This window comes from Phyllobacterium sp. SL163 (assembly GCF_049896885.1).
Lineage (GTDB): Bacteria > Pseudomonadota > Alphaproteobacteria > Rhizobiales > Rhizobiaceae > Phyllobacterium > Phyllobacterium calauticae.
Genome location: NZ_JAFCVE010000012.1, coordinates 1 through 23,992, shown reverse-complemented (window position 1 = coordinate 23,992; position 23,992 = coordinate 1). Strand labels below are relative to the sequence as shown.

General features: G+C 59.7%; 25 protein-coding genes. 13 read left to right on the top strand and 12 right to left on the bottom strand.

Going from position 1 to position 23,992, the window contains the following annotated elements:
• The first annotated feature begins 37 nt into the window (after positions 1–37).
• Positions 38–637 carry a class I SAM-dependent methyltransferase gene (locus tag ACP7B1_RS22820; protein ID WP_346305897.1) on the top strand — a complete coding sequence of 200 codons (600 nt, stop codon included), beginning with the start codon at positions 38–40 and terminating at the stop codon, positions 635–637.
• Positions 630–1,268, top strand: a complete 639-nt coding sequence (locus ACP7B1_RS22815; RefSeq protein WP_346305896.1) for a DedA family protein — start codon at positions 630–632, stop codon at positions 1,266–1,268. Before ACP7B1_RS22820 ends, ACP7B1_RS22815 begins: the two co-directional genes overlap by 8 nt.
• A 47-nt stretch (positions 1,269–1,315) precedes the next feature.
• Here the strand turns inward: ACP7B1_RS22815 and ACP7B1_RS22810 are convergent, their stop codons facing one another.
• On the bottom strand, positions 1,316–2,104 hold the full coding sequence (locus ACP7B1_RS22810) for a COG4705 family protein (RefSeq protein ID WP_288194375.1): 789 nt from the start codon (positions 2,102–2,104) through the stop codon (positions 1,316–1,318).
• A 33-nt stretch (positions 2,105–2,137) separates the two neighbouring features.
• The gene (locus tag ACP7B1_RS22805) at positions 2,138–2,398 is read right to left on the bottom strand and encodes a hypothetical protein (protein ID WP_346305895.1); all 261 of its coding nucleotides are present in this window, start codon (positions 2,396–2,398) and stop codon (positions 2,138–2,140) included.
• A gap of 456 nt (positions 2,399–2,854) precedes the next feature.
• Between ACP7B1_RS22805 and ACP7B1_RS22800 the strand changes: the two genes are divergently transcribed.
• From ACP7B1_RS22800 to ACP7B1_RS22785, 4 genes are read left to right on the top strand one after another with little or no spacing between them, the layout of a single operon-like run.
• Positions 2,855–3,532: a response regulator transcription factor gene (locus tag ACP7B1_RS22800; RefSeq protein WP_346305894.1), complete on the top strand. Its 678-nt coding sequence runs from the start codon at positions 2,855–2,857 to the stop codon at positions 3,530–3,532.
• Entirely contained in the window at positions 3,519–4,967 is a 1,449-nt protein-coding gene (locus ACP7B1_RS22795) for a HAMP domain-containing sensor histidine kinase (protein WP_346305893.1), read from the top strand. The genes ACP7B1_RS22800 and ACP7B1_RS22795 overlap by 14 nt, the downstream gene beginning before the upstream one ends.
• A complete protein-coding gene (locus ACP7B1_RS22790; protein WP_346305892.1) occupies positions 4,964–5,563 on the top strand; it encodes a tyrosine-protein phosphatase in 600 nt (199 codons plus the stop codon). The genes ACP7B1_RS22795 and ACP7B1_RS22790 overlap by 4 nt, the downstream gene beginning before the upstream one ends.
• A 23-nt stretch (positions 5,564–5,586) precedes the next feature.
• Entirely contained in the window at positions 5,587–6,372 is a 786-nt protein-coding gene (locus tag ACP7B1_RS22785; protein ID WP_346305891.1) for an undecaprenyl-diphosphate phosphatase, read from the top strand.
• Here the strand turns inward: ACP7B1_RS22785 and ACP7B1_RS22780 are convergent.
• A complete protein-coding gene (locus ACP7B1_RS22780) occupies positions 6,358–7,266 on the bottom strand; it encodes a MurR/RpiR family transcriptional regulator (RefSeq protein ID WP_346305890.1) in 909 nt (302 codons plus the stop codon). The two genes, ACP7B1_RS22785 and ACP7B1_RS22780, sit on opposite strands and share 15 nt — an antisense overlap.
• Positions 7,267–7,345: 79 nt before the next feature.
• Here ACP7B1_RS22780 and ACP7B1_RS22775 point away from each other — a divergent pair, with 79 nt between their 5' ends.
• Together ACP7B1_RS22775 and ACP7B1_RS22770 are read left to right on the top strand one after the other, a co-directional pair.
• Positions 7,346–8,101 carry a hypothetical protein gene (locus tag ACP7B1_RS22775; protein WP_346305889.1) on the top strand — a complete coding sequence of 252 codons (756 nt, stop codon included), beginning with the start codon at positions 7,346–7,348 and terminating at the stop codon, positions 8,099–8,101.
• Positions 8,098–8,319 carry a hypothetical protein gene (locus ACP7B1_RS22770; RefSeq protein ID WP_346305888.1) on the top strand — a complete coding sequence of 74 codons (222 nt, stop codon included), beginning with the start codon at positions 8,098–8,100 and terminating at the stop codon, positions 8,317–8,319. The genes ACP7B1_RS22775 and ACP7B1_RS22770 overlap by 4 nt, the downstream gene beginning before the upstream one ends.
• A gap of 47 nt (positions 8,320–8,366) precedes the next feature.
• Here ACP7B1_RS22770 and ACP7B1_RS22765 read toward each other — a convergent pair whose 3' ends face one another.
• The 3 genes from ACP7B1_RS22765 to ACP7B1_RS22755 form a co-directional block, all read right to left on the bottom strand.
• Positions 8,367–9,206, bottom strand: coding sequence for a bifunctional allantoicase/(S)-ureidoglycine aminohydrolase (locus tag ACP7B1_RS22765; RefSeq protein WP_346305887.1), 840 nt, complete (start codon positions 9,204–9,206; stop codon positions 8,367–8,369).
• 236 nt (positions 9,207–9,442) lie between these two features.
• A complete protein-coding gene (locus ACP7B1_RS22760) occupies positions 9,443–10,249 on the bottom strand; it encodes an inositol monophosphatase family protein (protein WP_346305886.1) in 807 nt (268 codons plus the stop codon).
• Between the two features lie 8 nt (positions 10,250–10,257).
• Positions 10,258–11,085, bottom strand: a complete 828-nt coding sequence (locus tag ACP7B1_RS22755) for an IclR family transcriptional regulator (RefSeq protein ID WP_346305885.1) — start codon at positions 11,083–11,085, stop codon at positions 10,258–10,260.
• Between the two features lie 129 nt (positions 11,086–11,214).
• Between ACP7B1_RS22755 and ACP7B1_RS22750 the strand changes: the two genes are divergently transcribed.
• From ACP7B1_RS22750 to ACP7B1_RS22730, 5 genes are all read left to right on the top strand, one after another.
• Entirely contained in the window at positions 11,215–11,967 is a 753-nt protein-coding gene (locus tag ACP7B1_RS22750; protein WP_346305884.1) for a ribonuclease Z, read from the top strand.
• Between the two features lie 11 nt (positions 11,968–11,978).
• Complete coding sequence (locus ACP7B1_RS22745) at positions 11,979–12,812, top strand: acriflavin resistance protein (protein WP_346305883.1); 834 nt, start codon at positions 11,979–11,981, stop codon at positions 12,810–12,812.
• A complete protein-coding gene (locus ACP7B1_RS22740) occupies positions 12,809–13,621 on the top strand; it encodes an ABC transporter permease (protein WP_346305882.1) in 813 nt (270 codons plus the stop codon). Before ACP7B1_RS22745 ends, ACP7B1_RS22740 begins: the two co-directional genes overlap by 4 nt.
• A gap of 71 nt (positions 13,622–13,692) precedes the next feature.
• Positions 13,693–14,730, top strand: coding sequence for an ABC transporter substrate-binding protein (locus ACP7B1_RS22735; protein ID WP_346305881.1), 1,038 nt, complete (start codon positions 13,693–13,695; stop codon positions 14,728–14,730).
• A gap of 475 nt (positions 14,731–15,205) precedes the next feature.
• Complete coding sequence (locus tag ACP7B1_RS22730; protein ID WP_346305880.1) at positions 15,206–16,684, top strand: MDR family MFS transporter; 1,479 nt, start codon at positions 15,206–15,208, stop codon at positions 16,682–16,684.
• 5 nt (positions 16,685–16,689) lie between these two features.
• Here ACP7B1_RS22730 and ptsP read toward each other — a convergent pair whose 3' ends face one another.
• The 6 genes from ptsP to ACP7B1_RS22700 form a co-directional block, all read right to left on the bottom strand.
• Positions 16,690–19,164, bottom strand: a complete 2,475-nt coding sequence (gene ptsP / locus ACP7B1_RS22725; RefSeq protein ID WP_346305879.1) for a phosphoenolpyruvate--protein phosphotransferase — start codon at positions 19,162–19,164, stop codon at positions 16,690–16,692.
• Positions 19,161–19,790, bottom strand: a complete 630-nt coding sequence (dhaL, locus tag ACP7B1_RS22720; protein WP_346305878.1) for a dihydroxyacetone kinase subunit DhaL — start codon at positions 19,788–19,790, stop codon at positions 19,161–19,163. Before dhaL ends, ptsP begins: the two co-directional genes overlap by 4 nt.
• A 111-nt stretch (positions 19,791–19,901) precedes the next feature.
• Complete coding sequence (dhaK, locus tag ACP7B1_RS22715; protein WP_223615867.1) at positions 19,902–20,903, bottom strand: dihydroxyacetone kinase subunit DhaK; 1,002 nt, start codon at positions 20,901–20,903, stop codon at positions 19,902–19,904.
• Between the two features lie 15 nt (positions 20,904–20,918).
• The gene (locus ACP7B1_RS22710; protein ID WP_223615868.1) at positions 20,919–21,644 is read right to left on the bottom strand and encodes an MIP/aquaporin family protein; all 726 of its coding nucleotides are present in this window, start codon (positions 21,642–21,644) and stop codon (positions 20,919–20,921) included.
• A gap of 78 nt (positions 21,645–21,722) precedes the next feature.
• Positions 21,723–23,222, bottom strand: a complete 1,500-nt coding sequence (gene glpK / locus ACP7B1_RS22705) for a glycerol kinase GlpK (RefSeq protein ID WP_346305877.1) — start codon at positions 23,220–23,222, stop codon at positions 21,723–21,725.
• A gap of 542 nt (positions 23,223–23,764) precedes the next feature.
• The coding region (locus ACP7B1_RS22700) for a glycerol-3-phosphate dehydrogenase C-terminal domain-containing protein (RefSeq protein ID WP_426137269.1) at positions 23,765–23,992 on the bottom strand (228 nt) is incomplete at its 5' end.

The window sequence follows — 23,992 nt, the reverse complement described above, 5'->3', positions numbered from 1 at the left end:
GCATGCCGCAACACTCTTTGCGCAAAAGGATCACGTCATGCCGATTGCTGATCTTCTCCCGTTTTTTCGCTCCTGGATACGCAATCCGCTGCGCACCGCCGCCATACTCCCGTCGGGAAACAGAATCTCCGCCCTGATGACCAAAGAAATCGATGCGGATATGGGGCCGGTTCTTGAGCTGGGCCCGGGAACCGGGCCGTTCACCCGTTCGCTGCTCCAGAGAGGCATACCGGAGGCAAGGCTGACGCTGGTGGAGTACAGCACCGAATTCGCCCGGTTTCTGGGAAAAAGGTTTCCGCATGCGCGTATTCTGCGCATGGATGCCGCCCGGATCGGCGATTTCAACCTGTTCGAGCCTGGCACGGTCGGTGCGGTTGTCAGCGGGTTGGGTGTTCTGACGATGCCGCCGCGACAGGTGAAGGGAATTCTCAGCGGCGCCTTCCGCTATCTTCGCCCGGATGGCGCATTTTACCAGATCACCTATGGTCCGCGCTGTCCTGTCCCTCAGTATATTCTGGATCATCTGCAGCTGGAGGAAAGCTTTGTCGGCAAGACGATGCGCAATATCCCCCCGGCATCGGTTTACCGGATCAAACGCCGCGCCGCAGCCGTGGAACCGGACAGCGTCAATGGATGAGCTCGGCGCCGTTTCATGGCTTCTGGGCTACGGATTCATCGGCCTCACAGGTCTGGCCGTTGTGGAAAAATTCATCCCGCTGTTTCCGTCCTATGTCCTGCTCATGCTGCTGGGTATGACGGTCGCGGATCCGCAGAACCTGATTGCCACGATTGCAGCAACCACGTTGGGATCGACCATCGGTGCCTGCTGCTGGTTCGGTATCGGCCGGACATTGGGGGGTGAACGCGTGGCCCGCAAGGTCAGCCAGTATGGCAGGTTCGTGTTTCTGTCCCCCCAACTCTATGACCGCCTGACCAATGCCTACCGGCGCAATCATTTCTGGGTCACCGTGACGGGGCAAACCATCCCGACAGCGCGTGTTTATCTCGCGCTTCCCGCTGGGATACTGGGATTGGATTTCAAGATCTTTGGCGCCGCAACATTGCTTGGCAGCATGCTCTGGAACGCGCCTTTCCTCTGTCTGGGATATGTCCTGCGAACGTCTGACTATGACCCGTTTCAAGCCGCGTTCTGGGCAGCCGTTGGTCTTGTCGGGGTGGAGATGTCAATCCTTGCCATCGTTACGATCTGCAAACGCCGCATGTCCGGCAGCCTTTCCCGGCAGAGGCTTCCAGTGAAGCAGGAATAGCGATCCACTGGAAGCCTTGGTCAGGTCCGCGGGTGCGGAATGGGGCGCTAGGCGGCCTGGCTGGCGGCCTTGCGGTTTCCGCTGCGGAACATCACGGTCATATAGACGACGATGGCGATGATGCACCCCAGGAAGATCAGGCTCGTGATGATCGTTCCAAAACCCAGGCCGCCATATTCCATGGGCTGCGAGAGAAAATCACCGAACGATGCGCCGAGCGGGCGGGTGAAGATGTAGGCGAGCCAAAACGCCACCACCGCATTGAGGTGAAAAACGAAGTAGCCAACGGCAACGAGTGCAATGATTGCCCCGAATATCAGCCCGGTGGCGGCAAACCCCAAGCCGAATTTTTCCGCGACCAGATCGCCCGCCGCAGTCCCCAGGGCGAACGTAAACAGGATCGCAAGCCAATAGAACGCTTCCCGCCGCGTTGTGAAAATCGAATGGATCGAGAGCGTCTTTTCATAGGCATACCAGACCGCAAACGTGGCGATCAGTGCCAGCGTGAAGACAATCGTGGTCACCTCCAGCGGAACATGGAAATTATCGACGAGATTGTCCGTAACGAGCGTGCCGACAATGCTGATGAGAACCACGGCTGTCCAATAGACCCAGGGAACATATTGACGCTGGCGGAACTGAAGGGCCAGCGCCAGGATCAGGACAGTGCTCATGATCAGGGAAGTGGCAGACAGGCCAAGACCCAGATTCACCGCCAGATAGTCGGCCGCGGTTTCTCCCATGGTTACGGCCATCAGTTTGATCAGCCAAAAATCGACTTTGACCTCGGGAACGCGGTTGAGCGCCCCATACGTTTCTTGCCTGGTGACATCCATTGTCAGGATTCCTTCCGGTCGGTGAAAATCGGTTTATTTGCCTAGCAATTTCAAAGCTTGCGCAAAGAATTCGTCAGCGCGCTTGTCGTCGTCCGCATTGCATCGTTCGACGCCCTTGGCTTCAAGCTGCTCGACCTGCGCCTTGTCGGCCTCGTTCAGCTTCGCCGTGGCCTTGGCAGCACGGACATCCTTCAACATGTCTTCGCAAGGTGCGGGCCCGGCGGCAAAACTCTGCGGTGCAACAAAATTGGTCGAGAGCACAAGCAGGCACAAAGGGAGGGCATATTTCTTCATCGTGGACACTCCATTGAATGATCGGCGGGGGGAAAGGGCGGCAAACCGAACGCAACACATTCCGGTTCGCTGCCCGTATTTGGGTTTGTAAGGGGCGGTGCGGCGGTTCCCTCAGGAGGGAACGGTCAGGAACGAGAGCAGCAGGGCCACCAACAGCACGGCCCCGATAAACAGGGTGGGGTATTTCGCGAGATATCGATCCATTGGGTCTCTCCAGCATGGTTTGGTCGTTGCCGGAGAGTTTGAACGGCCATTCTTACGGGCACTTCGCCCCACCCTTACCATTTCGTAAGCGCAGGCATGCGCCGGTTTCTTACCAAACTGTAAGGTGCCGGAAAGGTGGCCGTGACGAGAAACCTGTACGCCCCATGGTAGAGGACACGAATCCAGATCAAGACATCATGTGCTTTTGGTTTATGCTACAGTCGATCAACACGGACGAATTCGGGACGGAACATGCGCATACTGATCATCGAGGATGACCGGCAGACTTCGGACTACATTGCCAAAGGTTTTACCGAAGCCGGACACATCGCCGAGGTGATTTCAGACGGCAGAAGCGCGCTTTCCCATGCAGCCGGCACGGAATACGATATTCTCATTGTCGACAGGATGCTTCCGAGTCTTGATGGCCTCTCCATCGTCAAGGCGCTGCGCGTGGCTGGCGTGAAGACGCCGGTCCTGTTTCTCACATCGGTCGGCGGACTGGATGACCGGGTCGAGGGATTGGAGGCGGGCGGCGACGATTATCTGGTCAAGCCGTTCGCCTTTTCGGAACTGTCCGCCCGCGTCAACGCACTGCACCGGCGACCGCCCTTTCAAAGCGAGAGCAACACTGTCGCGGTCGCGGATCTGGAAGTTGATCTCATGCGCCGAACCGTGAAGCGCGGCGGCAACATCATCGATTTGCAGCCGCGCGAATTCAGACTGTTGGAAGTCCTCATCCGCAATGAGGGCCGGGTCTTGACCCGTACAATGCTGCTCGAGCGCGTCTGGGATTTCCACTTTGACCCGAAGACCAGCGTTGTCGAAACGCATATCAGCCGTCTCAGGGCAAAGATCGACAAGCCGTTTTCGTTTCCTCTGCTGCACACCATCCGAAACACCGGCTACAGCCTGCATGCGCCGCATTGACCTTCTCAAAAGCACGCCGTTCCGGCTGGCCATCATCTTTGCCACGCTCTTCATCATGTCGTTTGTCGTGGCGGGCTTCATCACGTTTCAACTGCTCAAACAGGAGCTTGCCGACCATCTGGACCAGACCATCCAGGATACCTATGCGATACTGACCGCCTCCTACGGAGAGGGCGATGCCTCCGAACTGTCCGAGACGGTCACCAGCCACGTCCTGTCTTCTTCGGGCCTCGGCCGTGTCTTCCTGTTGTCGTCGAAGGACGGGCAACGCCTGGCAGGCAACATAGAGAAGGCGGAGGTGCCTTCCGGCTGGTCGACGGTTGAGGGGATGCGGCTGGGCTTGGCCAATGACGAGCCCTATCGCGTCTATTCCGGCCAGGTGGACAAGCAACCACTGATTGTCGGAATGAGTTTCAGGGAAAACGAAGAATTTCTGCGGATCGTTTTCATCAGTTTTGCCTGGGCCAGCGTCATGGTTTTGATCCTTGCCGCGGCGGGCGGTGTTTTTCTAGCGTCGCGCGTGCAGAAGCGCCTGGAAACGGTTGCTTCGACCATGCGCAAGGTCGGCTCCGGCAAGCTCGACGTGCGCATTCCGCTGGTTGGGAACGGCGACGATATCGACCGCCTTTCGGAGCAGGTCAACCAGGCCCTCGGCCGGGTCAGTTCGCTGGTGGAAGGCATGCGCCAGGTCAGCACCGACATTGCCCACGATCTCAAGACACCCCTCAACAGATTGTCCCTGACCATCAGCCAGGCCATCGACAGGGCGGGCCGGGGGTCGTCGATTGTCGCCGATCTCAAGCGGGCGCAGGACGAAAGCCATCACATCAACGCGACATTTGATGCCCTCCTGCGCATCGCGCAGATCGAGGCCGGATCGCGGCGGTCGCGGTTTTCCGGGATCGACCTGCGGGAATGCCTTGAAACGATCATGGAGGTTTACGCTGATGTAGCCGATGATCGAAAACAGCAATTGCGGCTATCGCTCGAACCGAATGTTGCATTTACGATGACGGGCGACCGCGAGCTGCTTATTCAGCTCTTCGCCAATCTGGTTGAGAATTCGATACGCCACAGCCCGGAGGGGGCGAAAATCTGGATCAACGCAACCCGTTCGAACGCCGCGATCAATGTCGACGTTGCCGATAATGGCCCGGGAATCCCTGTTGAAGAACGCGACAAGGTCTTCCAACGGCTTTACCGTCTCGATAAAAGCCGGACGACACCCGGCACGGGGCTGGGTTTGAGTCTGGTCAAGGCTATTCTCGACCTCCACCAGGCGAGTATTGCGTTGCAAGACAATGCTCCGGGGCTGCGGGTAAAATTGTCGTTCCCGGTTGTTCCGCCTTACAACCGCCCTGATCTGGCTGCGACTACGGCCCGCGCGAAACAATCATTCATGTCAAACCCATCTGCGGAGAACAACGGCCAATGAAGCAGCACACGCATTCGGCTCGTCGCGGCAGTTGGCGAAAACTTCTCAAAGGCAGCGGCGCGGTGCTGCTTGTCGCAGTGCTGGGCGTCGGCGGCTATTACGGCACCATGCGGTGGCAGGGTAATTTCCATACGACAATCCCCGGCGAACTTTACCGGTCGGCTCAGCCGACACCGTCGCAGATCGCGTTCTACAAGAAGACCTATGGCATCAAGACCATCATCAATCTGCGCGGTGAAAATACCGGCACGGGCTGGTATGACAAGGAAGTGCTCGCCGCCCGGGATCTTGGGGTCAAGCATGTCGACTTCCGCATGTCGTCGCGGGAAATCCTCTCGCAGGATGACGCCGCAGCTTTGCTCGCCGTGATGAAGCAGGCCGAAAAGCCGGTGCTGATCCATTGCGAAGGCGGGGCCGACCGGACCGGGCTGGCCGCGGCCCTTTACATCGCGGCAATCGCGCACGGTGGCGAAGAACACGCGGAATCGCAGTTTTCTCCGCTGTTCGGTCATTTCTCGGTTTGGGGCAACCCTGCCTATGCGATGGACATCACGTTCGAAAAACTCGAACCTTGGCTTGGCTTCCCCGATTCGTAACCCCTCAGTTCTAGGCGCGCAAAATGGATATTCTCAATTCGGTCATCCTGGGAATTATTGAAGGCATCACGGAGTTCCTCCCGATTTCCAGCACCGGCCATCTTCTGATCGCCGAGCATTGGCTGGGGCAACGGTCGGACCTTTTCAACATCGTCATTCAGGCCGGTGCCATACTGGCGGTGACCATCGTGTACTGGCGGCGGATATGGTCCCTCGCATTCGGGCTCCATCTGCCGGAAAACCGAGCCTATGTCGGCAAGCTGCTTCTGGCATTTCTGATAACCGCCGCTTTGGGGCTTATCGCCAAGAAGCTGGGCTTCAAACTGCCGGAGACCCTGCAGCCGGTCGCGTGGGCGCTGATCATCGGCGGCCTGTGGATGCTGGTGGCCGAATGGCTTGCGGCAAAACAGCCGGACCGGACTGAAGTAACGTGGCTGGTTGCCATTCTCGTCGGTATCGCACAGATCGTGGCCGGCATATTCCCCGGCACCTCCCGGTCGGCCGCCACCATTTTCATTGCCATGCTGGCCGGAACCAGCAACCGCGCAGCGGCAACCGAGTTTGCATTTCTCGTGGGCATCCCGACGATGTATGCAGCCAGCGCCTATGAATTGTACGGCCAGTGGAAAACCGGTGGCGGCAATGAGGACTGGGGCGCCCTCGGCATAGCGTTCGTCGTGTCGACCATCACCGCATTCATCGCGGTCAAATGGCTGCTCAACTACATACGTTCAAACCGCTTCACCGCTTTCGCGATCTACCGCATTCTCTTCGGGCTTGTCCTGCTCGGTGTCTCAGTGCTTGCCTGATCTGCCGCCTTTGTGGAGACGATGCATGAGCCTGACATCGTCTCCGGCCAGCTCCGAGCGCAACAGATTGAGAAGTTCAAGCTTTTCAATCACCGCCTTCGGCTGAAAGGTCGCCAGGCCGACGATGATCGCCTCGATGAATGCCAGCGTTGCCGTGTGCGTGCTGAAGGCATCGGTCTTTCCGCGCGGGATCGTGAGCGTCATATCAACTCTTGGCCCCAGCTGGCTTTCCAGCGTATCCGTCACCAGTATTTTTCCCGCATTCACGCGGTCCGCATGATCGACGAGCACGTCGAGTTCCGAATAGACCCGCCCATAGGCCATAATGAAAAGCAAATCGCCCTTCTCCATCGGCAGGAGCTGATCCGCCAGCAGAAGACCGGTCGCCGTCACTGCCCGCGCCCTCAAGCCAAACCGCGCCAGCTGGGTCGCGAAGTAAACGGCAAGCGCACTCGTGGGGCCAATGCCAAAAATGACGATCTCGCGCGCCCCGGCCAGCCTTGTCACCAGCGCAACGTAATCATCCACCGGCACATTCTCGCTGATTGCTTCGATAGCCTGGATGTGAGCCCTTTGCGTGTCTTCAAACGCCTTCTTCAGATCTCCCCCGGTTTCCCTGATGGTCTGGGTGATCCGCTCTGCCGGGTTGTCCTGTGTCTTCAAGTCATCGGCAATGGCGCGGCGCAGGGCATCAAGCCCGTCGAAACCGAGAGCCTTGGCGGTGCGAATGACGGTCGCGTCACTGGTACCCAGAGTCCTGGCAAGTTCCATCGCGGACATGACCAGCACCTGATGCCTGTTTGCGGCGAAATAAGTTGCGACCCGCCGCTCCGTCTGGCTCAGCGGAAGAGAGCCGTCATGGACCGGCCGAAAGATGGAACGTGCTCCGGACAACGTGTTCTCCATTGACATTTGTCGTATTTACTACATTATCACGTGTAATGTAGTAAATACAACCAAGCGACTCATCATCATGGACAGTATCTCGTGGAGCATAGCGGGACCAGCAATCGGCGCGGCCTTCCTGGCCTCCGTTGTCGAGGTCGTCGAGGCGTTCACCATCGTTTTGGCGGTCGGTGTCCTCAGGGGCTGGCGCCCCGCCATCGCCGGCACCCTTGCGGGCCTGGCGGTCCTTGCAATCATCGTCGCCGGTCTGGGACCGCTGCTCGATCAGGTTCCGCTGCATGGCCTGCAACTGGTCATCGGCGTTCTGCTCCTGCTGTTCGGCATGGGCTGGCTGCGCAAGGCCATCCTCCGGTCGGCAGGCATTGTTCCCCTGCACGACGAGCTTGCCGCATTTCAGGCGGAAAAGGCCAATCTCGACAAGGAGGCACAGACGCATGGCACCTCGCTCGATTGGATCGCCGGCATAACGGCATTCAAGGCCATTCTCCTCGAGGGACTTGAAGTCGTGTTCATCGTGATCGCCGTCGGCTCCGGTCGCGGCCTCGTCGGCCCGGCTGCGCTTGGGGCACTGGCCGCGTGCGTGCTCGTGTTGCTGGTCGGCGCCGTTGTCCACAAGCCCCTGTCACGCGTTCCGGAAAACACCATGAAGTTCGGCGTCGGGGTCATGCTGTCCTCCTTCGGCGTGTTCTGGACCGGAGAAGGCCTGGGTATCGCCTGGCCGGGACAGGACCTGACATTGCTGCTTTTCGCCGCCCTCTTCCTGCTGACGGGAATCGCGATGTCCTATATCCTAAGCGCAAAGCGGCAGGAGCTTTCCCGATGAATATTCTGAAGGAAGTGTTTGCGGAACTCTACAAGATGTTCCTCGGCGATGCCAAGCTGACGGCGGCCACCTGTGCCGTGGTGGCGGCGACGGCGGCCATCATCAGATGGGTGCCTGCCGTGAATACGGCCATCGTCGGATATCTGTTTCTGGCGGGATGCCTGGCGACGCTGATTATCGTCACAACCGCAGCTGCGGTCCGTTCACGCCGGCCATAACCGGACACGCCTGCGGGTGTCCGGCCACGATTCTATTCGCCTTTGCCTCAGCGCTGCTTGGGATGCAGCGTCAGTTTCATGTGGCGGTTGACATCCTTGTAGAGCAGGTAGCGGAAAGGCTGCGGGCCACCGGCATAGCAGGCCTGCGGGCAGAATGCGCGCAGCCACATGAAGTCGCCGGCTTCGACCTCGACCCAATCCTGATTGAGACGATAGACGGCCTTGCCTTCCAGCACATAGAGGCCATGTTCCATGACGTGCGTCTCGGCAAACGGGATAACCGCGCCCGGCAGCAGCGTGACAATGGTCACGTGCATGTCGTGCCGCACATCGGCCGGATCGACGAAGCGCGTGGTTGCCCATCTGCCATCCGTGTCCGGCATGACCGATGGCGCAATGTCGTTTTCATTGAGCACAAGCGGCGTGGGCAGGTCGATCCCGTCGACGGCCTCGTAGGCTTTGCGTATCCAGTGAAAACGCACGAACGTATCCGTTGTATTCACAACGGACCAATCGGTTGCAGGCGGGATAAACGCATATCCGCCCGGCTGCATGGTGTGGGTCTTGCCGGCAAGCGTCAGCTGTAGCGCGCCCTCGACGATGAACAGCACCCCTTCCGCGTCCGGGTCCAGCTCCGGGCGTGCGCTGCCGCCGCCGGGTGCGACTTCCATGATGTACTGCGAGAAGGTTTCCGCAAAGCCGGACAATGGTCGTGCCAGAACCCAGCATCGGGTCTTGTCCCAGAACGGCAGAACACTGGTGACGATATCCTGCATCACCCCCTTCGGCAGGACGGCATAGGCCTCGGTGAATACGGCACGGCCCGTCAGCAACTGGCTTTGCGAGGGATGTCCGCCTTGGGGTGCATAATAGGTGTTTCGGGACATAGGAGACTCCTCAGCTTGTCCAATAATGTTTGAGCGCCAGATGCGCAATTCCGCGGCCAATGTTACCCGCTCCTATGAACCATCTTGCAAATGAAGCAAACTCCCAATCCCTAGCAGAATCCCATTGAAATCACATGGGTCGATCAGCGCCGCTCACGCGGCGATTCCGCCCATAGTAAATCAACCGGATGCGCAGCATTTTCAAAATGATATTGAAGATGTTTTGACGATTTCGTCTACGACATTTTGTCCAAGCGGTCGCTGGCGCCATTCATGGCTTCCTGCAACTGCCTCGCAAGCCCGCGTGTACAGGCACGGACCGGCAGCCCCTTCTGCCCATCGCCTTCAAGGGGAAAAGGATCGGCATACCCGCCGGCTTCTTCGACAAGCAGCAAACCGGCAAGTACATCCCAGGCAAAGAGATGCGCCTCGACATAGCCGTCAATGCGCCCTGCGGCGACCTGAGCCAGGCCGCGCGCCGCAGAACCGAATTGCACGCACTCGCACCCCGCATCGAGCAAACGCGCCATCAAGGCCAGATAGTCGCGTGACGATGTCCTTCTGGAATAGCCCGCTTCAACCGCTGCCCGTCCCATCGTCGCGGTTGTGCTCACCCGCATGCGCTCGCCATTGCAGAACGCCCCATGGCCACGGCGCGCAACAAACAATTCCTCAGCCACGGGATCAAACACCACGCCAATCCGCGTATCGCCATTGAGGCTGAAAGCAATCGAGATGGCAAAACCGGCGATGCCGCGGGCAAAATTTCCCGTGCCGTCGATAGGATCGACAACCCACACCTGCGCGCTGATGTCTCCGCCGGACTCCTCGGTCAGAATGCCATCATCCGGAAATCGGCTCTGGATCGCATTGCGGATGAGAGCATCGATTGCGTGATCCGCTGCGGTGACCAGGTCCTGCGGCCCCTTCTCGATAATGCCGAGACCGTCAGACCCGCGGAAGTGGCGCATGGCAACCGCACCAGCCTGCTGCGCCAAAGAAACCGCGAAATCGTAACGCGCGGAAAGCGCGGCATCGCTCATGGAAACATTCATGGTTTTGCTGTGCCTGCCCGTGATTTCATGCGCCAGGCCGTGGCGGACGGCAGGCCGCCCAGTGCCGCGGCAATGCGGTCGGCATGTTCGATGAGCGATCGCGCCATCGCCGGTACCGCGGCATCCGGCAGCAGCTGTTTCAAAGTCGTCACGCTGATCGCCCCCACAGCAGCTCCATCATGTCCGAAGACACCGGCAGCGACGCAGACCACGCCTTCGTGATCTTCCTCGTCATCAATCGCATAATGCCGCTCGGTCACGAGATCGAGCGCGGCGCTCAATGCCGGTATCGAGCTGAGTGTCTTGGCGGTCCGCGCGGGGTATCCGACACGCTCCAGAATGGTCACCGCATCTTCGCGCGCCATGGCCGCAAGAAAGATTTTGCCGACTGCCGAACAATGCGGCCGTTCGCGCCGGCCAAGGGCTGCTTCGAAGCGAATGGCATCGGGTGCGTCAGCCCTGCCGATCACCACGGCCGCATCCTCGTCCCAGATGGCAACGCGCGAGGTGATGCCTATCGACTGCGTCAGCTGGCGCAGCACCGGCATGGCAACGTCGGCGATCCCCGTTCCGCTGATGGCGAGATCCCCAAGGCGCACCAGGGCCAGGCCGAGCAGATAGCGCCGCGTCATCCCCTCGCCCACATCCGTTACGATGCCGCGTGCCTTCAGCGTCTGCAGAATGGCATAGGCCGCCGCTTTCGTGATGCCGACATCCCGCGCAAGGTCGGTGAGACGCGCGCCCTCCCGCCCCGAAACCGCGATCTTGTCGACGATATCCAGCGCTCGTCCCACGCTTTGCACCCGGTAGAGATCTTCAGCCATTGCGCACAATTCCTCCTCCCTGTCATTAAACAGACACGTGTTAATAGTAAACACTGTTTCGTAATAAAAAACAAATCCTATCCAAGCAATCTCTTTGTGCCAAGGACAGGATGCTACCAGGAATGAATCATGCACGTGACAGTACTCGGAGCAGGCACCGTCCTTCCCTGCGCCAACCGCAGCCCATCCGGCTACCTCGTTGATATCGCCGATGAGCGGCTGGTGTTTGATATGGGCGCGGGAACGCTGGCGCGCCTGCATTCGGCAGGGTGCAGCTATCGCGACCTCGACAAGGTTTTTATCTCCCACCTGCATTCGGACCATGTGCTCGATCTCATCGCCTTGCTGCAGGCTTTCAATGCCACACCCGGTTGGACCCGCACGACACCCCTCACCCTCTTGGGCTGCAAGGGTTTGAGCGATTTCGTTGCCGGCATCATGAACCTGTTCGACGGCACGGAGCCGGAAAACTACGAACTGAATATCGTCGAATTGACTGCCGGCCGGCATGATTTTCCCGGCTTTGTCATCGAAACAGCACTGACCGGCCACACGGACAACAGCCTGGCATTCCGGCTTGAAGCCAATGGCCGGGTCTTTGTCTATTCCGGCGATGCAATCGAAAGCGCCGCCCTTGCCGGACTGGCCCGCAAGGCAGACCTTTTCGCCTGCGAGTGCTCCTTCCCCACAGGTTTTGTTACGGCGGATCATCTCACGGCCGATGGCGTTGGCCGGCTCGCAGCGTCTGCCGGGGTAAAACGCGTTCTGCTGACGCATCTCTATCCGGATACGGATGACGACGAGGTAGCGCGGCAGGTCTGTTCCCTGTTTGACGGCGACGTCATCGTGGCGCGTGACGGCACGGTGGTGGTGCTGCCGTGAAGAGGATTGGGTTGGGAAAGCTCAACCGCACCTGGTTGGGCCTTCTGCCGCTGCTGGCATTCGTCAGTGCCTTCGAAATCCTCCCGGTCCTCATGCTGGTGAAGTCGAGTTTGAGCGGGCTGGATGGCTTGCTGCTGGGTAATTTTGCGCGGGCATTGACGCCATCCGTCGCCACAGCCTTCGCCAACAGCCTGCAATTGTCGCTCGCAACGGCCCTGGGCGGGACTCTTTTGGGGACGATCATCGCCTATGCCATTGCCACATCCTCCAACGCCACCGTCCGGCTGTCGCTGACCGCCCTTGCCAATGTCACGGCAAATTTTGGGGGTGCCCCGCTTGCCTTTGCCTTTGTCATCACGCTTGGCTCAACCGGCTTCATCACGATCCTCCTGGGCTATGCCGGTATCGACCTCTATCCCGGTTTCCGGATCTATTCGATCGGCGGCCTGGGTATCGCTTACCTCTATTTCCAGCTGCCGCTGGCCATTTTGCTCGTCATCCCCGCGCTGAAGGGGCTGCGGCGGGAGTGGCGGGAAGCGGCGGAATGCCTCGGCGCTTCCGGCCTGCAATATTGGACCGGCATCGGACTGCCCATTCTCGCGCCGGCCATGCTGGCAAGTTTTTTCCTGTTGTTCGCCAATGCCTTCGGCGCCTATGCGACCGCGTGGACCCTTACCGGTTCCGACGTCAATATCATCCCTGTGCAGATCGCCGCCCTCATACGCGGCGAGGTGAAACTTGACCCGGCACTGGCTGATGCGCTTGCGGTTCTTTCCCTGCTTGTCATGGGAAGCTGCCTCGTTGCCTATCAGCATTTCATGCGCCGCATGAGGCGTTCCGCATGAGCATGAAATCCCTCACATGGCGGGCGCCGGTCATCGGTTCCTTCATCGCGTTCATGATCGTCCCGGTCATTGCAACGGCGCTGTTTTCCGTCGCAACCCGCTGGGACCGGACCCTGTGGCCGGAAGGACTGACGCTGAACTGGTGGATCAAGGTTTCATCGCGCTCGGCTTTCCTCGATACGCTGATGAATTCGCTCTGGCTATCCGCGCTGTCCGTTCTGGTTTCGCTGATCCTTGTGGTGCCTGCGGCCTATCTCGTCCATGCGCGCATGCCGCGGGCCAAGCCATGGCTGGAATTCCTGTCGCTCGTGCCCTTTTCCCTGTCGGGGGTGGTGCTGGCGCTTGCTCTCATCCGCCTCTATTCAAAGCTGCCGCTCCCCCTCATCAACACGCCCAATCTTCTGATTGCGGCCTATGTCATCATCACGCTGCCGTTCATGTATCGCGCGGTGATGAACGCACTTGAAAGCGTGGATACGAACAGGCTTTCAGAGGCTGCCCAAAGCCTTGGTGCCAACCCCGCGCAGGTTTTGCTGCGGGTTATCGTGCCCAACATCGCACCTGGCATTGTCAACGGCAGCCTGCTGGTCTTTTCCACGGCCTTCGCCGAGTTCGTCCTTGCCAATCTGCTGACCGGCACGCGCTTCAAGACCTTTCCGATCTATCTCGTCGAGTTCACGCGTTCCGATGCCCGGCAGGCAAGCGCCCTTGCCTTCATGAGCTTTGCATTCGCCTGGCTCATTTCGCTTGCCATCCTGTGGAGTGCAACGCGGGTTCGCCAGAACGCGAGAGCCGATACCCCGCACTGAACGCAAACACCGACATGCACGCCGCAAGCGGGAGCGGCGTGTATCGAACAAACCCGCCTCTGGAGAAAACCATGACCAAGAAACTCGTTACCATGATCATCGGCGCTGCCGTCTTCAGCGCCCAGCTTCTGCCGGCGATGGCCGACGACAAGCTCGCCGCCGCCAAGAAGGAAGGCCAATATGTCAGCTATGGCATGTCGGATGACTGGGTCAATCTCGGTACCATCTTCGCCAATATTGAAAGCAAATACGCGCTCAAGCATGTCGATACCGACATGACATCGGCGGAGCAGATAACGCACCTTCTCGCGGAGAAGGATGCACCGGTCATGGATATTGCCGATATCGGCTACGATTTCACCGCCCGTCTGCTGGAGAACGGCCTGGCTGCCAGCTACAAGAATACCTCGTGGGACAGCATAAAGCCGCAATATAAGGACCCCGAAGGCCGTTGGGCCGCGTCCTATTGGGGCGCCATCGCTTTCCTCGTCAACACGGACAAGGTGAAGGAGCTGCCGCAGACCTGGAATGACCTGCTCAAGCCGCAATACAAGGACATGGTCTGCAGCCGCGATCCGCGCATCTCGACCTATGCAACAGCCTCCGTCCTTGCCGCAGCCTATGCCAATGGCGGCAGCGAGGCCAATGTGCAGCCCGGCCTCGACTGGTTCAAAACACTGCGCGACAGCGGCAACCTGCGCAACGGCGTGGTCCTGAATGTCGGCTCCGTACAAAAGGGCGAATGCCCGATTTCCCTGGTCTATGATTTTGACGGCTTTGCCAAGCGCGATGCGACCGGCTTGCCGCTCAAGGTCATCATTCCCGCCGACGGAACCGTTGGAATGCTGTTCGCCCAGTACATCAGTTCGGTCGCGCCGCACCCGAACGCGGCAAAGGTTGCCATCGACTATCTGTTCTCCGATGAAGGACAACTGCTCCTCGCCCAGGGCTATGCTCATCCGACCCGGGACATCGCGCTGCCAGACGACGTGAAGACGAAAATGCTGCCGGCCAGCGCCTATGAGAAAGTGCGTTTTCCAACCAATTTGACCAGCTTCTCCGGCGCGATCAAGGCGATTGCCGATGGATGGGATAAACTCGCAAAATAGTTTCTTCCAGCGCAAAATGAACCGTGCGCTTACGTCGGTAAGCGCACGGTTTCCTCATTCAATTTATCATGAAAATATGACATCTATTTAATATATCGCTATAATTTCTGTTTCACTTGTGAAATTGAATTCCTAAAGCCGTACATGAAGACATACATACCCGCCAGTGGCACGAAGTGGCTGGTTCGGGAATATGATATCAAATATTTAAGCCTGTCAGAATTCGTTCTATTGCATTATGGGCAATCAAATGAGAATGCTTGTTTCCATGAGTCGCGTTTGAGTCCGCAAGGAATTTGTTCCGATGCCTCGTTCAATGCTGAGCCTCGCTTTGCCGATGTACATTTCAAAATAATCCATCGCACCCGTCGAAATCCCCCGTGATGGTTCGTCATCACAGACGAGACGCATCAAGCGCTTCTGTTGCCGGACGAACCGGGCCTACCCAGATTCCATATCAAATCAAGGCAGCTCCATGACCCATGATACACCGACCTATGCCGATGGGACGTCGTCTGCGTCTCCCGTGCAAGACCATAGCGCCCGCAACAGGCTTGTCATTGCCTTGCTCCTGGTGTCGGCATTTGTCGTCATTCTCAATGAAACCATCATGGGCGTGGCGTTGCCGCATTTGATGGCGGATCTGAAGATAATCGCAAGTGCTGCCCAGTGGCTGACCACGGCGTTCATGCTGACCATGGCCGTGGTGATCCCGATCACCGGCTTTCTGCTGCAGCGGCTGCACACGCGGCAGGTGTTCATTCTGGCCATGTCGCTGTTCAGCACCGGCACATTGGTATGCGCGCTGGCACCGGGTTTCCCCGAGCTGGTCGTCGGACGGATCGTCCAGGCGTCCGGCACCGCGGTGATGATGCCATTGCTCATGACCACGATCATGAATCTCGTGCCGCCGGAAACGCGCGGCAAGACCATGGGCAACATCTCCATTGTCATTTCCGTGGCCCCGGCCATCGGACCGACAATTTCCGGGCTGATCCTTTCCGCACTCGACTGGCGCTGGCTGTTCCTGCTGGTCCTGCCGATTGCGCTGCTGGCGCTGGCCCTCGGCACCCTGCGCATGCGCAATGTAACGGTTCCGATCAAGGCGCCGATCGACATCCTCTCCATCTTTCTCTCGGCCGTGGGTTTCGGCAGTTTCGTCTACGGCCTCAGCGGACTGGGTGAAGCCGCGATTCACACGCCCACCGTATCGCCCTGGTTCCCGCTTGTGCTGGGAGCAGTGGTCATTGCGGTTTTCCTCCTGCGCCAGCTGCAGCTGCAAAAGCAGGAGCGGGCCCTGCTTGACCTGCGCACATTGACCATACGGACGTTCGCCATTTCCACCGCGATGATGGCGATCCTGATGATGTCGATGTTCGGCGTTTTCATCCTGCTACCGCTTTATCTGCAGAACGTCCTCGGGCTTTCGACGCTGGAGACCGGATTGCTGATGTTGCCGGGCGGCCTGATCATGGGTCTTTGCGCGCCCACTGTCGGCAGCCTCTTCGACAAGTACGGACCGAAGCCGCTGATCATCCCAGGCGCCATCGTCTTGAGCCTGGTGCTGTGGGGTCTCGTCTTCGTGCAGCAGGACACGCCCTTCTGGGTCCTTTTGATCGCGCATATCGTGCTGAGCATCGGCCTCGCGCTCATGTTCACGCCCCTGTTCACGGTCAGCCTCGGTTCATTGCCGCCACAGCTTTATTCCCATGGCAGCGCCATGATCGGCACCACCCAGCAGGTGGCCGGCGCGGCGGGAACGGCGCTGTTTGTCGCCATCATGACCTTGCGTTCGGCGAGCCTCGCCGCGGGCGGGGCCGATATTCTGACCGCGACGACCGGCGGCATCAAAACCGCGTTTCTCTGCGGAGCGATTATCTCGCTGGGTGCGGTTGTCGCGGCGTTCTTTATCCGGAAACCCGAAGGGAGCCAGGCTTCAGGCGGGCATCACTGAACGGTTCAAGCCCGTTTCGTCGAACGCTGATCGCCGGTTTCGCCATCCGAAAGGATCTGCCGCATATCGGCCGCTGAAGCAGCATCCTGCCAGCGGTCCCGCAGATCCTGCAGGTTTACCTCTGTTCCGAGCAATCGCTTTGCCACACGCGGCAGGGATGCCGCCCCCATGCTGAGCTTGGTCACGCCGGATGCGACAAGAAGCAGGGCTGCACCGGGATCGCCTGCGGCTTCACCGCAGACGGAAACCGGAATAGTGGTCGCTCCCGCCGCTTCGACAACATCGCGGATGAGGGAAAGCACGGCCGGATGGGCGGCATCGGCAAAGGTGCCAAGCCGTGGATTGCCCCGCTCCGCCGCAAGGGTGTACTGGGTCAGATCATTGGTGCCGATGGAAAAGAAATCCGCCGCTCCCGCAAACTGTTTCGCCGTCAGCGCGGCACCCGGCACCTCAACCATGATGCCAAGATCAATCGGCCAGCGATGATCGATTTTTGCGGCATCGAGCGCCGCGTGTGCCTCGTCCAGTGCCCGGCGCGCCGCGTGCAGTTCATCGACCTGCGTCACCATGGGCAGCATGATCCGCACATCGTGCCCGGCGGCAGCACGCAGGATCGCACGCAGCTGCGTCTGGAAGATTGCCGGTTCCGCGAGGGAAAGACGCAAGCCACGCACACCGAGGAACGGATTGGCTTCTTTGGGCATGTTCATATAGGGAACCGGCTTGTCCCCTCCGGCATCCAACGTGCGCACCACGATCGGCTTGCCCGTGAATACATCGAAGATCGCTTTGAGTTCGCGCATCTGCTCGATTTCACCGGGAGCTTCCTGCCGGTCCAGGAACATCATTTCCGTGCGCAGCAGGCCGATGCCCAAGGCACCGGCTTTCACTGCAGCCTTGGCATCGCCAACGCCGACAACATTGGCCCACAGCTCAATTCGGCGTCCGTCCCGCATTTCGATGCTGCCGTCGATCAGAGGGGAGCCGGAAGCATCCAGCTTTTCTTCATCACGCGCCGTGAGGAAAGGCGCGCTTTGTTCGGGTGTCGGATCGAAGAGAACAGCACCGGTGGCGCCATCGAATGCAACGGTTGCCGCATCCGCCGGAACAAGTCCCCCGGCATTGGCGATGGCTGGAATACCGGCCCCGCGCAGCAGGATTGCCGCATGCGATGTCGCGCCGCCGCGCCGCTCGATCACGCCGAGGACCTGAGCGGGGTCGAGAACAAGCGCTACGGACGGCGGCAACTCGTCCGCAAGCAAGATGGCTGGCGGCCCAGCCGGCAGTTCAAACGCCGCGCGGCCGAGCAGCGCCGCGATGATTGTATCGCGCAGATCGAGCAGATCGGCTTCGCGCGCACGCAAATAGGCATCTTCAAGGCTGCGATATGCCAGTGCCGCCTTGTCAAAGACCGCCGAAACCGCCGCCGTTGCATTCAATTTTTCATCGGTGATTTTGGTCCGGGCAGCGGGAATGAGTCCAGGCTCGGCCAGAAGTCCGATTTGAACAGCCGCAATATCTCCCGCCATGCCATGCGTCTTGCCTAGGGTTTCGCCGACGGAGGCAATGACAGCATCCAGACGGGCAATTTCGGCCTGCGGATCGGCAATGGATGCGTTCGACACCTCAAGCACGGGGCGTTTGAGAACAGTCAGCGGTCCAACGGCGATCCCCGGAGAAACGGGTGTCGCATTGCCTTTCGCAACGACTTGCGCCGGTGCTGCTGCAGGGTCGGCCTTGCCGGCCAGGCTCTGGATGAGGTCGCGCATGGCCGATACGGCCTCTTGTGCATCCGCACCGCTCGCCGTGATGATGAGGCGATCGCCTTGCCGCACGCCCAGCGTCATGAGGTCGATCATGCTGACCGCCGAAGCGGCTGATTTGTTGCCTTCCGCCCGGGCAATGCCGATCTGCGATTTGAATTTTGCAGCCAGTGCCGCAACCTGCGCGGCGGGGCGCGCATGCAGACCATGCGGATCCGGAATGACCGCCTCCGCCGTGGCATCGGGCGCGCCGGCATCTGCCGGTGCGGCTTCCGGCGCGGACGACACCTCACCGCCCAGCTGCTCGATCTTGGGCCGCAGCGCCTGCACCGCCTGACGCTCAACCTCCGCGCGCGGCAGGCCCTGCCCTGCTGCCACTGCAGCTGCGATGGCACCTTCGACAAACGGCGCCGCCGATAAAATCACACGCGTGCGCTGGTCGCCCTCGGTCAGGTCCAGCGCCATCTCCGCCGACAGTAGCGCGCTGCCGAGATCCATGAGCACGAGACAGCCCGCCGGATGGTCCGCCTCCGTCAATGCCTCGAGAATACGCATGGCGTCAGTGCCGATCTCGTCACCATTGTCGCCCATTCCGGCGGCGCAGATGATCGTGACCGTATCCCCTGTCATCTGCCGCGCCAGCGCGGCGACACCTTCGGCAAGCATGCGGGAATGCGAAACGAGGATGAGCGCGACGTGATCAGACGCGCCGCTCATGCCGCGGCAACATCGGCGAGTGCTTTAAGCAGGTAATGGGTGGACGTCGCGCCGGGATCCTGATGGCCCACGCTGCGGTCTCCAAGATAACTCGCACGGCCCTTGTGTGCCACGAGCGGAATGGTTGCCTTCATGCCGGTTTCGGCCGCCGCCGCGCTCAGGGCCAGCGCTTCGGCAAGTGGCTTGCCGGCGGCCTGCTTCAGCGCATCGGCGGCAGGAGACAGCGCATCGATCATGGTCTTGTCGCCCAGCGCCGCCTTGCCGCGCTGCACGATGCCGGCAAGAGCGGCTTCCAGGCACGCCGTCCAGTCGGCAAGGGTAAGATCAGCCTTGCCCGTCGCCTTCACCGCAGCGCTGAGAAAAAATGTCGAATAGAGCGGACCGCTGGCGCCGCCCACGGTCGAGAGCAATGTCATCGCCGCCGTCTTGAAGACAGCAGCGGCATCCGGGAATGACTGATCCGCCAGCTTGGCTTTGACCGCGAGGAAGCCGCGGGCCATGTTCTCACCGTGATCGCTATCGCCAATCGGCGCATCGAGTTCCGTCAGATAGGCCTTTTCACGCTCATAGACATCGGCAGCACGGTTGATCCACGTGACAAGCGTTGCGACGGACAGCACATCCATTTGAATATCTCCCGGATAGATTTTGACAACAATGGTCCCACCCCGCGAACGGGATGGGACTTGATTTCATAGCTTGGCCGAAACCCGGACAGAGGGCTTCAGCCGATCATGTCAGGCGCCCCAGCGCAGCGATGGCGTGACCACCGGAGCGTCCCAGAACTTCACCATTTCATCGTCCAGTTTCAGCAGGGTGATCGAGCAGCCCGCCATTTCCAGACTGGTGACATAGGACCCGACAAGATTGCGGACGACTTTCAGCCCGTGTTTCGCCGCGATCTCATATGCCTTGCGATAGACGATATACAGTTCGATCTGCGGCGTTCCCCCCATGCCATTGACGAAGAGAAGCACATTGTCGCCGCTCTTGAAAGGCAGGTCCTCGAGAATGGGCTCGAGCAGCATTTCCGCCACACGATCCGCACTCTCCAGCTTCACCCGGTGCCGGCCCGGCTCGCCGTGAATGCCGATGCCGATTTCCATCTCATCCTCCTGCAGGATGAAGGATGGCTTGCCCGCATGCGGCACGGTACAGGCCGACAATGCCATGCCCATGGAGCGGCCGTTGGCATTGACCCTGCGGCAAAGATCGGCCACCGGTGCGAGCGGCATCCGGGCTTCTGCGGCACCGCCGCATATCTTCTCCGCCAGAACCGTCGTGGCAACGCCGCGCCGGCCGGCGGTCCATGTCGAGTCCTTCACCGCCACGTCATCGTCGATAACAACACTTTCGACGTCAATGCCTTCTGCCCGGGCAAGATCGGCGGCCATTTCGAAATTCATCACATCGCCGGTGTAGTTTTTGACGATGTGAAGAATGCCTGCGCCGCCGTTGACCGCCTTTGATGCTTCCAGCATCTGGTCCGGGGTCGGGCTGGTGAAGACCGCTCCCGGACAGGCTGCATCGAGCATGCCCCGGCCGACAAAGCCGCCATGCATGGGTTCATGACCGCTGCCGCCCCCCGAAAGGAGGGCGGTTTTTCCCCGAACGGGCGCATCGGCCCGCGTGATGAAATTGGGGTTGCGGTGGACTCGGATCAGATCGCCATGGGCGGCAGTCATGCCGTCCAGAGCTTCCTCCACGACAGCGTCGGGAGCGTTGATCAGCTTTTTCATGCCAGCCTCCTTGGGTTAAATCAGGGCCTTGATGAAGAACGCAGCAATGATAGCACCAACGATAGGACCGACCACCGGAATCCACGAATAGCCCCAATCGGAGCCGCCCTTGCCGGAGATCGGCAGCACGGCGTGAGCAATACGCGGTCCAAGATCGCGGGCCGGATTGATGGCGTAACCGGTGGTTCCGCCGAGCGACAGGCCGATGGCCCAGACCAGCATGGCAACCATGTAAGGCCCGATTGCCGGGGTGATGCCGGCGCCTGCAACCGCTTTCGAGAAAATGGCGGCAATGACGAAGACCAGCACGAAGGTGCCGATGATTTCACTGATAAGGTTTGCCCCCGTATTCCGAATGGCCGGTCCCGTGCAGAAAACTGCAAGTTTCAGGCCGGCGTCCGATGTTTTCGCCCAATGCGGCAGATATTGCAGCCAGACGATGACGCCGCCGAGGAAGGCACCAATCAGCTGAGCCGGAATATAGGACGCGATCTTCGAATAATCGCCCGATACAACAGCAAAACCGATTGTCACTGCCGGATTGATGTGCGCGTCTGGACTGCCTGTCGATGTGGCGACAAACACGCCCGCGAGCACCGCAAATGCCCAGCCGGCGGTGATGGCCACCCAGCCCGCATTCTGCGCTTTCGAACCCTGCAGCAAAACACCGGCAACGACGCCGTCGCCGAGAATGATGAGCATCATCGTCCCCAATAGTTCACCGATAAATGGTGTATGCATAGTCTCCTCCTCCTAAAAATGATGATGAACGGAACAAAGGGAGCTGCGACGAGCGCAGCTCCCCCAATTGACGATGTATTAATCCACCCAGTCAAGCGAACGGGTTACAGCCTTGTTCCAGGCGGCAAAGAGCTTGGTACGCTCGGCCTTTGACATGGCCGGATGCCAACGCTTGTCGACACCCCAGTTTTCCACGATGTCATTGGTGGATTTCCAGTAACCGACGGCGAGACCGGCGGCGTAGGCGGCGCCGAGGGCTGTGGTTTCGATGACCTTCGGGCGCACGACCGGCACGTCGAGAATGTCCGACTGGAACTGCATCAGCAATTCATTGACGGTCATGCCGCCATCCGTGCGCAGTTCCTTGATCTCGACCTTGGAGTCCTTGACCATGGCGTCGAGCACTTCGCGCACCTGGTAGGCGCTGGCCTCGAGCGCCGCACGGGCGATGTGCCCCTTGTTGGCAAAACGGGTCAGGCCGGCAATGACGCCGCGGGCGCTGTCCTTCCAATGCGGCGCATAAAGACCGGAAAACGCCGGGACGAAATACACGTCGCCATTGTCTTCCACCGTCCGGGCCAAAGCTTCGACGTCGGGGCTTGTCTGGATGATGCCGAGGTTGTCACGCAGCCATTGCACGAGGGCGCCGGTGATGGCGATGGAACCTTCGAGCGCATAAACCGCCTTCTTGTCCCCGAGCTTGTAGCCGACCGTTGTCAGCAGGCCGAAGGTCGATGGAACGAGCTTTTCACCCGTATTCATCAGCATGAAGCAGCCGGTACCGTAGGTATTCTTGGCTTCACCCGGATTGAGGCATGCCTGGCCGAACAGCGCCGCCTGCTGATCGCCGAGAATGCCGGCAACGGGCACGCCCTGGAGCGGTGCCGCCTTGATCTCGCCATAGACTTCACTCGATGAGCGGATGGTCGGCAGGCAGGCGCGCGGAATGTTGAAGAGCTTGAGAATCTCGTCATCCCAATCCAGGGTCTTGAGGTTCATTAGCTGCGTGCGGGAGGCATTCGTCACATCCGTGATGTGGATGCCGCCATCGGCGCCGCCGGTGAGGTTCCAGACCAGCCAGGTATCGATATTGCCGAAAAGCACCTCTCCTGCCTCAGCCTTGGCGCGCGCGCCGGGCACATTGTCGAGAAGCCAATGCAGCTTCAATCCGGAAAAATACGTCGCAAGCGGCAGACCTGTCTTTTCGCGCAGCCGATCCTTGCCACCGTCCTTCGCGTAGCGGCCGACGAGCTGGTCCGTGCGGGTATCCATCCAGACCACGGCATTGTGCAGCGGCGCGCCCGTCTTCTTGTCCCAGAGAACGCTTGTTTCGCGCTGGTTGGTGATACCAACCGAGACCAGATCCGATGCGGAAAGCTTGGCTTTCTTGAGCGCACCGGCAACGACGCTCATCGTGTTGCGCCAGATCTCGATCGCGTTGTGTTCAACCCAGCCGGGTTTGGGAAATATCTGCTCGTGTTCCTTTTGATCGACGGCAATGACAGTACCCTTTCGATCAAAGATGATGAAGCGGGAACTGGTTGTGCCCTGATCAATGGATCCAACATATTTCGTCATACTTTCCTCCTGTTTCTTCTCTTGCGTTCGGTGTGGTGTTTCGGCTCGGCCAGAGGTCGCAACCGCAAGCCTCCCGGCTCCCCAGACGGATTGCGATCCCCTTGGTTTGGATGTCGGATGGTGAATTGAAAACAAGGTTTTGAACAGCCATTGCGTTGCGGCAAACGGCGCGTTTCGGACTGGCGGCCATGCTCAAAAGAAGTGACGGCGTATGCACTGGTCCGGCAGACTCATGATCGGAGAAACGCCAGATCCTGCTATCGGATACCCCGCAAAACGCCGTATCCACGGCGGGCTGGGCAATGCCGCAGCCGTCGAGATCAACTCCGAAAACAATGAGCCCGTAAGGACGTGCTTGCACGTGCCACCCCAACTCTAGCGTTCCACCGGATACAGCCGCTGTCTAAGCGATCATTTGTCGTTGATGAAACGATAACCGAAACCAAACGCGAAGGCAAGGAATGTAAAGTGAAAATAAAACGCGCATTCACAACCGCTTACACGTCACTGAATGGGCTGGCCGCGAGGCCAGCCGCCACCTGCTATTGCGATCGGCGCTGGACGGTTTTGGCCATGAAGGTTTCGAGGGCGTCGGCCTGGGCGTCGGTGACATGCAGGCCGACCTTGGTGCGCCGCCACAGCACATCCTGCGCGGTCATCGCCCATTCCTGCGCGATGAGGTAGCGCACCTCCGCCGCATAGAGATCCCAGCCGAAATGCTCACCGAGATCGGTTAGCGATGCCGCCGTGCCCAACAGCACCCAGGCCCG